The organism is Neorhizobium sp. LMR1-1-1.1 (assembly GCF_040675795.1).
Lineage (GTDB): Bacteria > Pseudomonadota > Alphaproteobacteria > Rhizobiales > Rhizobiaceae > Neorhizobium > Neorhizobium cellulosilyticum.
Window position 1 is genome coordinate 41085 of sequence record NZ_JBEGHE010000025.1, and the last position, 13588, is coordinate 54672.

14 protein-coding genes and 1 tRNA gene are annotated in these 13588 nt (G+C 60.0%); 9 read left to right on the forward strand and 6 right to left on the reverse strand.

The features are described 5' to 3' along the window. Positions 1 to 13: 13 nt before the first annotated feature. Positions 14 to 691, forward strand: a complete 678-nt coding sequence (locus MRBLMR1_RS13345) for a response regulator transcription factor (RefSeq protein WP_148146240.1) — start codon at positions 14 to 16, stop codon at positions 689 to 691. After that, a complete protein-coding gene (locus tag MRBLMR1_RS13350; RefSeq protein WP_148146239.1) occupies positions 688 to 2082 on the forward strand; it encodes a sensor histidine kinase in 1395 nt (464 codons plus the stop codon). Before MRBLMR1_RS13345 ends, MRBLMR1_RS13350 begins: the two co-directional genes overlap by 4 nt. 85 nt (positions 2083 to 2167) lie before the next feature. Here MRBLMR1_RS13350 and nagA read toward each other — a convergent pair whose 3' ends face one another. The 4 genes from nagA to MRBLMR1_RS13370 are packed head-to-tail and all read right to left on the reverse strand — an operon-like array spanning position 2168 to position 6011. Continuing rightward, positions 2168 to 3325: an N-acetylglucosamine-6-phosphate deacetylase gene (gene nagA / locus MRBLMR1_RS13355; protein WP_148146238.1), complete on the reverse strand. Its 1158-nt coding sequence runs from the start codon at positions 3323 to 3325 to the stop codon at positions 2168 to 2170. Next, on the reverse strand, positions 3322 to 4344 hold the full coding sequence (locus MRBLMR1_RS13360) for an SIS domain-containing protein (RefSeq protein ID WP_148146237.1): 1023 nt from the start codon (positions 4342 to 4344) through the stop codon (positions 3322 to 3324). Before MRBLMR1_RS13360 ends, nagA begins: the two co-directional genes overlap by 4 nt. 18 nt (positions 4345 to 4362) lie before the next feature. After that, the gene (locus tag MRBLMR1_RS13365) at positions 4363 to 5127 is read right to left on the reverse strand and encodes a GntR family transcriptional regulator (protein ID WP_148146236.1); all 765 of its coding nucleotides are present in this window, start codon (positions 5125 to 5127) and stop codon (positions 4363 to 4365) included. After that, positions 5124 to 6011, reverse strand: coding sequence for an N-acetylglucosamine kinase (locus tag MRBLMR1_RS13370; RefSeq protein ID WP_148146235.1), 888 nt, complete (start codon positions 6009 to 6011; stop codon positions 5124 to 5126). The genes MRBLMR1_RS13365 and MRBLMR1_RS13370 overlap by 4 nt, the downstream gene beginning before the upstream one ends. A gap of 206 nt (positions 6012 to 6217) precedes the next feature. Here MRBLMR1_RS13370 and MRBLMR1_RS13375 point away from each other — a divergent pair, with 206 nt between their 5' ends. The 7 genes from MRBLMR1_RS13375 to MRBLMR1_RS13405 all read left to right on the forward strand — a co-directional run bounded on the left by MRBLMR1_RS13375 (position 6218) and on the right by MRBLMR1_RS13405 (position 12887). After that, complete coding sequence (locus tag MRBLMR1_RS13375; protein WP_148146234.1) at positions 6218 to 7141, forward strand: N-acetylmuramic acid 6-phosphate etherase; 924 nt, start codon at positions 6218 to 6220, stop codon at positions 7139 to 7141. Between the two features lie 16 nt (positions 7142 to 7157). Then, positions 7158 to 8414, forward strand: coding sequence for an ABC transporter substrate-binding protein (locus MRBLMR1_RS13380; RefSeq protein ID WP_148146233.1), 1257 nt, complete (start codon positions 7158 to 7160; stop codon positions 8412 to 8414). A gap of 216 nt (positions 8415 to 8630) precedes the next feature. Then, on the forward strand, positions 8631 to 9581 hold the full coding sequence (locus MRBLMR1_RS13385; RefSeq protein WP_148146232.1) for a carbohydrate ABC transporter permease: 951 nt from the start codon (positions 8631 to 8633) through the stop codon (positions 9579 to 9581). Positions 9582 to 9595: 14 nt separating this feature from the next. Next, complete coding sequence (locus MRBLMR1_RS13390) at positions 9596 to 10435, forward strand: carbohydrate ABC transporter permease (protein WP_148146231.1); 840 nt, start codon at positions 9596 to 9598, stop codon at positions 10433 to 10435. Next, a complete protein-coding gene (locus MRBLMR1_RS13395) occupies positions 10432 to 11493 on the forward strand; it encodes a Gfo/Idh/MocA family protein (protein WP_148146230.1) in 1062 nt (353 codons plus the stop codon). Before MRBLMR1_RS13390 ends, MRBLMR1_RS13395 begins: the two co-directional genes overlap by 4 nt. A gap of 31 nt (positions 11494 to 11524) precedes the next feature. Continuing rightward, complete coding sequence (locus tag MRBLMR1_RS13400) at positions 11525 to 12526, forward strand: ABC transporter ATP-binding protein (protein ID WP_148146229.1); 1002 nt, start codon at positions 11525 to 11527, stop codon at positions 12524 to 12526. A 103-nt stretch (positions 12527 to 12629) separates the two neighbouring features. After that, entirely contained in the window at positions 12630 to 12887 is a 258-nt protein-coding gene (locus tag MRBLMR1_RS13405; protein ID WP_148146228.1) for a hypothetical protein, read from the forward strand. Positions 12888 to 12914: 27 nt separating this feature from the next. Here MRBLMR1_RS13405 and MRBLMR1_RS13410 read toward each other — a convergent pair. Continuing rightward, positions 12915 to 12990: transfer RNA gene (locus MRBLMR1_RS13410), tRNA-Ala, on the reverse strand. 153 nt (positions 12991 to 13143) lie between these two features. Further along, positions 13144 to 13536: a TIGR02300 family protein gene (locus MRBLMR1_RS13415; protein ID WP_148146227.1), complete on the reverse strand. Its 393-nt coding sequence runs from the start codon at positions 13534 to 13536 to the stop codon at positions 13144 to 13146. Between the last annotated feature and the right edge of the window lie 52 nt (positions 13537 to 13588).

Here is a 13588-nt window from a genome sequence, read left to right on the forward strand (position 1 = left end):
GCGGGGGGATTTCGTGCGTATATTGCTGGTCGAGGATAATCTGGCTCTGGCCGAGGGCCTTCAGGCCATTCTTCGCAGTAGCGGTTATGTCGTCGATTTCGTTGCCGATGGTGCGTCTGCCGAGGCGGCTGCCGCAGCTCAAGCCTATGATCTCGTCATCCTCGACCTGAACCTGCCGGAAATGGATGGTCTCGATGTGCTGCGCGCCATGCGCGCCCGCCAGAACCGCGCGGCGGTGATGATCCTGACGGCACGGGGCCTGCCGGAGGAGCGGGTGCGTGGGCTCGATCTCGGGGCCGACGACTATATGATCAAGCCTTTCGATGTGCCGGAATTCGAAGCGCGAATCCGTGTTCTGCTGCGCCGCCAGGCGGGCCTGCGTAGCTCGGTCATCAGCCATGGCGGCGTGACCTTTGACCTGACATCGCGGACATTTTCCTGCAGTGGCACGCCGCTCGACATTCCGGCCCGGGAGATCGCGCTTCTGGAATTGCTGTTCCTGCGCATGGGCAAGGTCGTCTCGAAGGAAGCGATCGTCGCTTCTCTGACGGGTTTCGACGACGACCTGTCGGCCAATGCCATCGAACAATATGTGAGCCGGCTAAGAAAAAGACTATTGCCGCACGGGCTGACCGTGAAAACTGCCCGCGGCATTGGTTATTATCTCGAAGCCGCGAGGACCGCGCCATGACGGGCGCTGCCCTAAGCGCCTATTCCCTGCGCCGTCGCCTGCTTGCTTGGCTTCTGGTCTCCACGGCCGCAATCGGCGCGATCGCTATGATCGACACTTGGGACGAGGCGATCGATACCGCGAACGAGGTTTCGGACCGTGTTCTGGCAGGATCGGCGCTTGCCATCGCCGAACGGGTGATTGTTTCGGAAGACGGCTCGCTGGAGGTCGATATTCCCTATGTCGCATTGGAAATGCTGACATCCGCTGCGCAGGACCGTGTTTTCTATCGGGTCGACGGACCGCCTGGCACGTTCGTCACCGGTTACCAGAACCTGCCGTCGATCCAGCGACGCGAGGGGCAGGCGGCGGCCTTCGGTGATGCAGTCTTTCGCGGCGAGCCGATCCGGGTTGCAGCACTGGCGCGTTCGGCCTCTACCGGCATCAATTCGGTACCCTTTACCGTGACGGTAGCCGAGACGACGATTGCCCGCCAGCAGCTGACCCATGCGATCCTGTTACGGTCCGCGCTGCGTATCCTCTTCATGATCCTGGGGGCGGCGGCGATCGTCTGGGTTGCCGTCACGCTGTCGCTTCGTCCGCTCTATCGCTTCAGTGAAGCACTGTCGGAGCGCAGCCCCGATGACCTGCATCCGATTACTGAGCGGGTTCCGAACGAGGTGCAGGGACTGGTCGATACCGTCAATTCCTTCATGGTCCGGCTTGAGGGTGCGCTCGATGCGCTTCGCCATTTCACCGGCAATGCCGGGCATCAGTTGCGCACCCCGCTTGCGATCGTCCGCACCCAGCTGACGCTTGCCAGGCGGTCAGGTGATCTGAGCGAGGTTCAGCAGGCAGCGGAAAAGGCGGATGAAGCCGTGGGCGATGCGGAGCGTATATTGGCCCAGCTTCTCCTCATGGCGCGGATTGATGCCGCCAGCCGTTCGACCGCAATGCGCCAAGTCGATCTCGTGGATCTGGCCCGTACCGTCACCGCCGAGCATGTGCCGCGTGCAGCCGAAGCGGGTATCGATCTCGGATTCGAAGGAGCGGGAGAGGTGACGGCCATCGTCGAACCCATCCTGATTGGCGAACTGGTGAAAAACCTGGTTTCCAACGCGCTGCTTTATGCCGGTGCAGGTGCTGAGGTGACGGTGCGTGTTGCTGGCCAGCAAGGCGGAGCATGTGTTGAGGTTGAGGATAACGGGCCGGGCATCCCGCCTGATCGCCGCGAAACTGTGCTGAGGCGCTTTGAGCGCGGCGATGTAAGCGGGCAGGGGCGACCGGGAACCGGGTTGGGCCTTCCGATCGTGGAGGAAATCGCGCGGCTGCATGGTGCAAGCCTCAGCCTCGAAGATGGCGCTGGAGGCAAGGGTCTGAAGGTGCGCGTTGTTTTTTCGGTTACGGCATAGGCAAGCCGCCAGCCTCTCATCCGTCTGCCACCACCTTCTCCCCGTTTACGGGGGAGAGGGCTAGGGTAAGGGGCAAATCCCAAATCTATGCTTGATAAACGCTGACGCCGCCGATCCATGTGCTCTGCGGGTGAAGGCTTGCGTCCAGCACCACAAAATCGGCATCGAACCCGGGCTTGAGCGATCCCTTTTTATCCGCAATCTGGACGGCATCCGCCGGATAGGCCGACGCCATTCGCAGCGCTTCCTCCAGCGGCAGATCGAGCGTTTCGTGAACCAGCCGCACGCAGGCAGCCATGTCGATATCGGCGCCGGCAAGCGTGCCGTCGGCAAGCGTGAGACGGCCGTCATGGCGCAGGATTTCCCGGCCGTTGAGGGTAAACGATGTCATGTCTGTGCCGATCGGCGACATGGCGTCGGTCACGAGAAAGATCTTTCCCGGTCCGTTCTTGGCGCGCAGGGCTGCCGCCATCGCTGCCGGATGCACATGGATGCCGTCTGCAATCAGGCCGGCATGCAGGTTTCTCGTATCGAGTGCCGCGCCGACCATGCCCGGCTCGCGATGGCCGAGCGGGCTCATGGCGTTGAACAGATGGGTAACCGTCCGCGCTCCGGCGGTGGCATAGAGGCGAGCCGTGTCGTAGCTGGCTTCCGTATGGCCGAGGCTGACGGTGATGGCGGCGCGCGCGAGCGTGTTGACCTGTTCGGGAGAAACGCTTTCCGGCGCGATCGTCACCATCAGCGCGTCGAGCGCCTCACCGCAGGAGAGGATCAATTCGAGGTCCTGCTCCTCCATCGGCCGGATAAGCGTCGGATCATGCGCGCCCTTGCGGGCAAGCGAAAGATGAGGGCCTTCCAGATGCAGGCCGAGAAAACCGGCAATACCCTGTTTCTTTGCCTCGATCCCGGCCGCGACCGTGCGGCTGGTGATCTCGAACGTGTCGGTAATCAGCGTCGGCAAAAGCGCCGTCGTGCCGAATTTTGCGTGTGCGGCGCAGATCGTGGCGATGCCTTCGACGGTCGGCTCTTCATTGAGAAGCACCCCGCCGCCGCCATTCACCTGTAGATCGATGAAACCGGGTGCGATGATCTCACCGCCTTCGATCGTCTCCATATCCACAGAGAGCAGATCGACCGGAAGAATGCCCGTAATCTTTCCGCCTTCGAAAATAACGGCAGCATCCTCATGCCAGCCCGAGCCGTCGAATACACGCTTGCCGATGAGAGCCTTTTGCTGGGTCATAGCGTTTCCGTGATCTTCTTCAGAGCTGCAGGCTGATCGGGATTAAAGCCCTTGGACCGGGACCATGCTTCGACGAAACCATAGAACGGTACGATCAGCGCCAGTGCATCGGTCAGCGGATGGCCGGTCGCGATGAAAGGCAGCTTGTTGGCGGCTTTCACCTCGCCGGATGTGGCGAAGGCCATAGCCCGTTTGCCGGCAAGGCTGTCGACGATCTCGACGATGGAAGCCTCGGCCGCATCGCGCGCGGCAAAGGCCAGCACCGGAAACCTGTCTTCCACCAAAGCCACCGGGCCGTGCAGCACCTCGGCTGCCGAATAGGCCTCGGCATGCATGTTGGAGGTTTCCTTGAATTTCAGCGCTGCTTCGCTGGCAATCGCCAGCGCCGGGCCGCGGCCGAGCATGTAGAGCGATTCCGCGTCACCAAGTTGACCGGAAAATTCGCTCCAGTCGAGCGTAACGGCTTTTGCCAGATGGTCCGGCAAAGCGCGAACCGCGGCCTTGAGCGCATCGTCGCCCGTCCATTCCGAAAGAAGGGCAAGACCGGCAACGATGGAATTGACAAAGGATTTTGTTGCCGCGACCGCAAGTTCGGGGCCGGCGTTGATATCGACTGCATGAAGCGATGCTTGCGTGATCGGCGAAGGAAGCGTGTTGGTGAGCGCGACGGTCACCGCACCGCTCTTGGTCGCTGCTTCAGCCATAGCGACGATGTCCGGGCTTTTGCCGGACTGCGAGATGGCGATTGCCGCTCCGCCGCCAAGCTTGAGGTCGGCGCCGTAGATCGAGGCGAGCGATGGTCCGAGCGAAGCGACTGGCCGGCCGGCCGTCAGTTCGATCGCGTATTTGATGAAGGTTGCGGCGTGATCGGAAGAGCCACGGGCGATCGTCACGAGGAATGCCGGATCCTTGTCGCGGAGCGCCTGACCCGCCTTGGCAAGGTCTGCAGCCGATCGGTCGAGCAGTCGGGTCGCCGCTTCCGGTATCTCGTTGATCTCTTGGCGCATATGGGTCAGCATCTTGCAATCCTCGACTTGTCAGTTTTCTCCGAGCGAAAGCTCGGCCACGAAATCATAGGCGTCGCCGCGATAAAGCGAGCGCGTCAACTCGACCACCCGGCCGGATGCCAGATAGGAAACCCGCTCGATCGAAAGGCCGGCGGCGTCGATCGGCACCTCCAGAAGCCCGGCATCGGTCTTTTTCATGTTGGTGGCGGAAATGCGCTGGATGGCGCGCACCGGTCGCGCATTCTTTTTTTCCAGTTCGGCATAAAGCGAACCCGTGAGCGAAACAGGATCGGGCAGGAATTCGGCGGAAATGCTGGCCCGCTCGATTGCGAGCGGCATGTCGTTGCCAAAACGCAGGCGGCCGATCCTGGCGACCATCGTGCCGGGGGCGAGGCCCAGCATCATCATCTCTTCCGGCGAGGGATGAAACAGCCCGCGCTCCAGCCATTCCGAGCGGGAAACAAGGCCGCGCCGCGCCATGTCCTCGGTGAAAGAAGTGAGCTTGGTCAGCGGCTGCTCGACCCGCGACAGCGGCTTGACCACGAACGTGCCGGACCCGTGCTTGCGCGTAAGCAAGCCGTCCTTGACGAGATCGTCGACCGCCTTGCGCACAGTGACGCGGCTGACATTGGCATAGTCGGCAAGATCGCGTTCGGCCGGCAAGGCGTCGCCATGGCCGAGCTTGCCGGAAAGAATGGCCTCTTCCAGGCTCTGGCGCAGTTTCAGGTAAAGCGGCCCCGACCCTGCCGATTGCAGGCCGTCGAGCGGCAGGATCGCGGTCAGCGTATCGCTCATGCGCGCACCTCCGCCTTGTCCGCATAAGCCTTCACCGCCAGCTCGACGGCACCGGTCAAAGCATCGGCGCGTGGCTCGGAAAGGCGTGTCCGGTGCCGTTCGGCAAGATAGGGCGGATAGAGCGGCGCAAGGCCACCGAGCAGGCAGAGCTTGCCCTTCGATCCGGTCACCGCATTGACCGCATCCAGTGCTTCATCGACACCACTTGCGCCGGTTTTCAGAATTCGAAGCGCGGTCTGATCGTTCTGGCCCGCAAATTCGAACACCTTAGGCGTATAGCGGCCGAAATCACCCGGTTTTGCCAGCCGCGCGAAATCAACGATCAGTTCGGGATTGCCGTCGAATTCCTCAAGGATGGCTTCAGTCAGAGGGCTCACCGGCCGGATTCTGTCGAAGGCGAGCAGCGTTTCCTGCAGCGCCAGCTGGCCGAGCCTTGCGCCGCTACCGAGATCGCTGACCTGAAAACCCCAGCCGGCTATGGATTTGAACTGGCCCTTGTCACGGATGATATAGACGGTTCCGGTTCCCACGATGCCGATCGCTCCGTCCTCGTCGCCGATGGCTCCCTGCAGCGCGATCACGCCATCGGAAACGATCTGCGACGCCTTGAAGGGCAGCCGCGCCGTCACGTAGCCGACTGCGTCGCCGACATTGTTGCCGGCAAGCCCGAGAATGGCCGATACCGAGCCGAGGTCCGGCACCAGTCCAGCATCCTCGAAGGAGAGCCGTGCGGCTTCGACAATATGCCTGAGTGCAGTGTCGGGGTCGGTCAGGATATTGGATGCACCGCTCTTGCCGCGGCCGAGCATGGTGCCGGCCTGATCGGCCAGTGCTGCCCGGCAGCTCGTCCCGCCGCCATCTATCCCGAGAATGTAACCCGTCATTGGTACCTCCGATGCGAATGATACCAAAAAAATACCATTTACCAAGGGTGAAATGGCAGGAACGAGAAAATCAGCGATAATTATCCGTTTTCCTTGGTGTTTTAGCGGGTGTGTGTGTCGATGCAGCCTTCGCTGGTAACGATTATTAATTTCGCGCTGGACAATTGGTATTTTTTTGGCATCATTTTGATCAGAGGGAGAAACGGATGAGCCAAAAAGCCACCGAAGCCAGAAACAAGAAAGCGGAAGGCCTCGATACGCGGGCGCCTGAGGATATTCTTGCGCTTCTGGCATCCGGCCAGCAGGACGCGGCCGGGGCGGTTGATGCGGCCATCCCGGCTTTGGCTGAGGCGGCTGATCTATTGGCTGATGCCCTTCGTTCGGGTGGAAAACTCGTTTATGCCGCAGCCGGCAGTTCGGGACTGATGGCCATGGCTGATGCGCTGGAGCTTCCGGGGACCTATGGCATTCCTCGTGATCAGATCGTGCTGCTTTTGGCCGGCGGGCTATCGAGCCTCGGCGACATGCCGGGCGCACCGGAGGACGATGTGGTGCTCGCTGAAAAGGACGCATCGGTCATCACCGAAGGCGACTGCGTGCTTGCCGTATCCGCAAGCGGCTCCACCCCTTATGTGCTGAAGATCGCTGAAATCGCCGGCAGCCGTGGCGCAAAAGTCGTGGCGATCGCCAACAATCCAGATGCTTGCCTGTTTGAAGGCGCGGATGTTGCCGTCCTGCTTGAGACGCCGCCGGAAGTGGTGGCTGGCTCGACCCGCATGGGCGCCGGCACCGCCCAGAAACTGGCCTTCAACATGTTGTCCACGCTGGCAGCCATCAAGCTTGGCCATGTGCATGACGGCCATATGGTCAATCTGCGTGCCGATAACGAGAAACTGCGCATCCGGGCTGCCGGAATGGTGGCCGAGATTGCCGGCATCGGCTTCGATGAAGCCCGTGATTTTTTTGCTCGTGCCGATGGCTCGGTCAAGGTCGCGGTGCTGCTGGCAGCAGGGGCTGCCGATGCAGTTGCTGCAAGGGAATTGCTGAATTGTTCCGGACAGGTGTTGAGGAAAGCACTGACGGAACTGAACGTGACGGAAAATACCGTGAAATGCGCCTCATGGCGCTAACAACAGGGAGAACATCATGACCCGTCTACTGAAAGGCATGCTTTTCGCCACGACCATGTTTGCTCCGGCAGGCGCGGTTCTGGCGCAGGATGCATCGCTGACGATCGAAAGCTGGCGCAATGACGACCTGTCGATCTGGCAGGAAAAGCTGATCCCGGCTTTCGAAGCGAAGAACCCCGGCATCAAGGTGACCTTCGCACCGATGGCGCCGACCGAATACAATTCCGCCGTCAACGCCAAGCTGGAAGCAGGCACGGCCGGCGATCTCATCACCTGCCGCCCGTTCGACCTGTCGCTTGCCATGTTCCAGAAGGGCCAGTTGGCGCCGCTGAACGATCTGGACGGAATCAAGAACTTTTCCGACACGGCCAAGTCCGCCTGGACCACCGACGACGGCAAAACGACCTTCTGCGTGCCGATGGCATCGGTCATCCACGGCTTCATCTACAACAAGAAGGCGTTCGAAGAGCTGAAGGTCGAAGTGCCGAAGACCGAGGACGAGTTCTTCGCGCTTCTGGACAAGATCAAGGCGGACGGCAACTACATCCCTCTGGCCATGGGCACCAAGGACCAGTGGGAAGCCGCAACCATGGGCTACTACAATATCGGTCCGAACGACTGGAAGGGCGAGGAAGGCCGCAAGGCGCTGATCGCCGGCACCCAGAAGCTGACCGATGCCGACTGGATCGAGCCCTACAAGACGCTCGCCAAGTGGAAGCCTTATCTCGGCGACGGTTTCGAAGCTCAGACCTATCCGGACAGCCAGAACCTGTTCACGCTCGGTCGTGCCGCCATCTATCCCGCAGGTTCCTGGGAAATCGCGCCGTTCAAGGCGCAGGCCGATTTCGAAATGGGCGCCTTCCCGCCGCCGGTGAAGAAGGCCGGCGATACCTGCTACATTTCCGACCATAACGACATCGGCATCGGCCTGAATGCCAAGGGCAAGAACCCGGAAGCGGCAAAGAAATTCCTCGCATGGGTGGCTTCGCCGGAATTTGCCACGCTTTACGCCAACTCGCTGCCGGGCTTCTTCAGCCTGAATTCGACGGCGGTAAAGATGGAAGATCCGCTGGCGCAGGAATTCGTCTCCTGGCGGCAGAACTGCAAGCCGACCATCCGCCCGAGTGCGGCAATCGTCGGCCGCGGCCAGCCGAACCTCGATTTGGAAATGTGGCGCGTGTCTGCAAACGTCATCAACGGCACGCAGACGCCGGAACAGGCAGCGGCAGAGACCCAGAAGGGTCTGGACAGCTGGTACAAGCCGGCGAAGTAAGCTTCCACGAAGCTTATTTTCTGCCGCACAGGCGGCCCCTCACCCTAACCCTCTCCCCGTAAACGGGGCGAGGAGACGTGGCTCACACGCTACGTTGCGATTGGGCAAGACGGCGCGGCATATCTCCTTCTCCCCGCGAGCGGGGAGAAGGTGGCGGCAGCCCGACGAGGGGCAGTCACATCCTCGACCTTGACAGCGAATAATCGGAACCGACCCATGAGCGACATCGACACTGCCGATCCTGAAATCGCTCCGATCAAGCGTCCCGTCCGCTGGCACATTCTCGTATTTCTGGCGCCGGCATTTCTTGTCTATACCGCGATCATGATATTGCCTCTGATCGAGACGCTGCGGCTGTCGCTCTATAATCTGGTCGATGGCGAGACCGTGTTTGTCGGCCTCGCCAATTTCGTCACGCTGTTTTCCGATCCACGGCTTGCAGCCAACTTCTGGAATGCCCTCGGCAACAACCTGATCTTCTTCGTCATCCATATGCTGGTGCAGAACCCAATCGGCGTGGCGCTCGCGGCCATGCTCTCGGTGTCGAAACTGCGCTTCGCCACCTTCTATCGCACCGCCATTTTCGTACCCACGCTTCTCTCCTTCGTTATCGTCGGCTTCATCTGGAAGCTGATCCTCTCGCCTATCTGGGGCATTGCGCCGAGTATGATGGATTGGGTCGGGCTGAAATGGATGTTCGCCCCTTGGCTCGGCAAACCGGAAAGCGCTCTGATCACCGTGTCGCTGATTTCCGTCTGGCAATATGTCGGCATCCCGATGATGCTGATCTATGCGGCACTGCTGAACATTCCCGACGAGGTGCTGGAAGCTGCCGAATGTGACGGCATTACCGGCTGGAGCCAGTTCTGGAAAATCAAGCTGCCGCTGATCCTGCCCTCGATCGGCATCATCTCGATCCTCACCTTTGTCGGCAATTTCAACGCCTTCGATCTGATCTACACCGTGCAGGGCGCGCTTGCCGGACCGGATGGCTCGACCGATATCTTGGGCACGCTGCTCTATCGCACCTTCTTCGGCTTCCAGAACCAGATGGGCGACCGCTCAATGGGTGCGACGATCGCTACCGTGATGTTCCTGATCATCCTCGCCGGCGTTTCGCTTTATCTCTTCGTCATCCAGCGGCGCATGCGTCGCTATCAGTTCTGAGGAGGTCAAAGACGATGGCAACAGCCCGCACCTCATATTTGCGCGCCGGACTGATCCATGTCGCGCTGGTAAGCTACACTCTGATCGCGCTTTTCCCGGTATTCCTCACGCTGATCAATTCGTTCAAGAGCCGCAACGCCATCTTCCGCGAGCCAATGGCGATCCCGACGCCCTCGACCTTCAGCCTCGTCGGGTACGAGACTGTCCTGAAACAGGGCGATTTCATCGGTTATTTTCAGAACAGCCTGATCGTCACAGTCGTCTCGATCGCGTTCGTTTTGCTGTTTGGCGCCATGGCCGCCTTCGCGCTGTCGGAATATCGCTTTCGCGGCAACCTGCTGATGGGCCTCTATCTGGCGCTCGGAATCATGATCCCGATCCGGCTTGGCACCGTCGCCATCCTGCAGGGGATGGTCGCGGCCGGTCTCGTCAATACGCTGACGGCGCTGGTTCTGGTCTATACGGCGCAAGGCCTGCCGCTCGCCATCTTCATCCTGTCGGAATTCATGCGCACCGTTTCCGACGACCTGAAGAATGCCGGGCGCATCGACGGACTGTCCGAATATGCGATCTTCTTCCGTCTCGTCCTGCCGCTGGTTCGGCCTGCGATGGCGACGGTTGCCGTCTTCACCATGATCCCGATCTGGAACGACCTCTGGTTCCCGCTGATCCTGGCACCGGGCGAGGAGACCAAGACGGTGACCTTGGGCGCACAGATGTTCATCGGCCAGTTCGTCACCAACTGGAATGCGGTGCTGTCGGCCCTGTCGCTCGCCATCCTGCCGGTTCTGGTTCTCTACGTCATCTTCTCGCGCCAGCTGATCCGCGGCATCACATCAGGAGCCGTCAAATGAGTGTCGAGAAGCCGATCCGCGTCCTCGTTGCAGGTCTTGGCAATATGGGCCGCAGCCATGCGCTCGCCTATCACAACGATCCCGGCTTCGAGATTATCGGGCTGGTCAATCGCTCGACTCCGAAGCTCGATCCGGCACTCGAAGGCTACAAGATCCATCCGGATTTCCTGACGGCGTTTGAGGAGCTGAAACCCGATCTCTGTGCGATCTGCACCTATTCCGACAGCCATGCGGATTATGCCGTTGCCGCTTTCGAGGCCGGCTGCCACGTCTTCGTCGAAAAGCCTCTGGCGACCACGGTCGCCGATGCCGAACGCGTCGTGGCAGCCGCGAAGGCTTCTGGCAAAAAGCTGGTCATCGGCTACATTCTTCGCCACCACCCGTCCTGGATCCGGCTGATCGAAGAAGCGCGCAAGCTCGGCCCGCCCTATGTCTTCCGCATGAATCTCAACCAGCAGTCCTCTGGCCCGACCTGGGACGTGCATAAGGCGCTGATGAACACGACGCCGCCGATCGTCGATTGCGGCGTGCATTATGTCGATGTCATGTGCCAGATCACCGATGCGAAACCCGTCGAAGTGCGTGGTATGGGCCTGCGCCTCTCCGATGAGATTGCGCCGGACATGTATAACTATGGCCATCTGCAGGTGATCTTCGATGACAGGTCAGTCGGCTGGTATGAGGCCGGCTGGGGACCGATGATCTCGGAAACCGCCTTCTTCGTGAAGGATGTCATGTCGCCAAAGGGCTCGGTGTCTATCGTCATGGACCCGAATGCAAAGTCGGACGATATCGACACGCATACCAAAACTTCGGTCATCCGCCTTCACAGCGCCGAAACGGGTCCAGACGGAAAGTTCTTGTCGCCTGACAAGGATATGAAAATGGCCGGTGAGCCGGGCCATCAGGAACTCTGCAATCTGGAACAGGCCTACATGCTGCGGGCCATCCACGAAGATATAGATCTCACCCGGCACATGGACGATGCGGTGCAATCGCTGAAGATCTGCCTTGCGGCGGACGAAAGCGCTCGCACGGGCAAGCCTGTCCATCTTTGACGCCGGTACGGAATTTTAAAGGAAGACGCTCTTGGGTTCGCTGCAACTGACATCCATCCGCAAGGCTTTCGGTGACCACGAGGTGCTGAAGGGCATTGATCTCGACGTCAAGGATGGCGAATTCGTCATCTTCGTGGGCCCATCGGGCTGCGGCAAGTCCACGCTGCTTCGGGTCATCGCAGGGCTTGAGGATGCCACATCCGGTTCGATCCGTATCGACGGTCAGGAAGTGGCGACCGTGCCACCGGCCAAGCGCGGCATCGCCATGGTCTTCCAGTCCTACGCGCTTTATCCGCACCTGACGGTCAAGGACAATATGGGGCTTGGCCTGAAGCAGGCCGGCACACCGAAGGCAGAGATCGAGGAGCGTGTGACGAAGGCCTCTTCGATGCTGTCGCTTGACCCGTATCTCGCCCGTCGTCCGGCAGAGCTTTCCGGCGGTCAGCGCCAGCGCGTGGCGATCGGCCGCGCCATCGTGCGCGAACCGAGCCTGTTTCTCTTCGACGAGCCTTTGTCGAACCTCGATGCGGCATTGCGCGTCCAGACGCGGCTTGAGATTGCCCGCCTTCACCGACGCCTCAAGGCAACGATGATTTATGTCACCCATGACCAGGTCGAAGCAATGACGCTGGCCGATAAGATCGTGGTCCTGAACGCCGGTGCGATCGAGCAGGTCGGTTCGCCTATGGAACTATACAACCGGCCGGCCAACATCTTCGTCGCCGGTTTTATCGGTTCGCCGCAGATGAATTTTATCCCTGCGGAAAAGCTCGAGGAAAGTGGCTGCAAGACGATCGGCATCCGGCCGGAACATATCGCCCTGTCGCGCGATGCAGGCGACTGGAAAGGCAAGGTCGTTCACGCCGAACATCTCGGCGCCGATACCATCCTCTATCTCGAAACGGAGCAGGCGGGCCTCGTGACAGTGCGCCTGTTCGGTGAGCATCGCTATGGTGCCGACGATATTGTCTTCGCCACGCCGGACAAAGCTTTAATGCACCGGTTTGACGCAAACGATCGGGCAATCGCGTAAAACCTGCTCTCGTTACGGACATCACCGATCTGTGAGACCCGGACTTTGATCTCGATCGAGAACCTTATGCCGTCCTCTGCGTTAACAAGGCAGAGGAAAGGTCATGATAACAGCATCTGTACTGCTCATCACTTTCGGATTGTTCGGCACTCTGGTCGCATTGGTAATCCGCCAAAAAGCAATCGCATATCGGGACGATTATCGCGATGAACTTGCCTTGGGCGAACGCGCGCTTAAAGGACCTGCGAACACTCGGCAACATCTTAAGGCCGAATCGACCCGTCTTCGAAATCCTGCCCTTGCAAGGCGAAAAGCCGGACGTGCCAGCGTGGCCCATGCTCATACGTTAAAGCATGCCTGAATTCTAGATTTATCGTTCGGGAGGATTTGGTGGAGCTAAGCGGGATCGAACCGCTGACCTCTTGCATGCCATGCAAGCGCTCTCCCAGCTGAGCTATAGCCCCATCAGGGTGGTCCGGTATTTTTCCGGTCCTGGGAAACTTCGAAGCGTTGTTTGCTCCGGAAGTGGCGGCTTATTACTTCGTGATTTTTGGAAGTGCAAGCCGAAAAATCAAACGCCCGACAATTTTTCTGAAATTGTCGGGCGTTAGCGTCAATTACTGTTCGTCGTCGTCGCCGCCCACACCGATGATGCCGGTCATGTCGTCGTCGTCTTCATCTTCCTGCTCGAGGAAGGTGTCGTCTTCGTCGTCGCCGATATCAACGTCATCGTCATCGCCGATATCTGGGATATCGTCGCCGCTATTGTCGCCGTCGGCGTCTTCCAGCGAAACGACTTCGGCTTCCTGGCTCTCGCTGTCGACTTCCTTGATATCGTCCTCGTCTTCGGCTGCCTCTTCCATCTTGATGGCGGCGCTGTTTTCAGCAAAGAAAGACAGCGGCCAGGACTTGCCCGTATAGGGGGAGACGACCGGGTCACGGTTCAGGTCGTAGAACTTCTTTCCGGTATCCGGGTCGGTACGTTTGGTTCCGAGTTCCGCTTTTGCCACTGTTAAGCCTCATGAGCCGGCCGATCAGATCGGCGCGCCGCGGGTGCGGCGA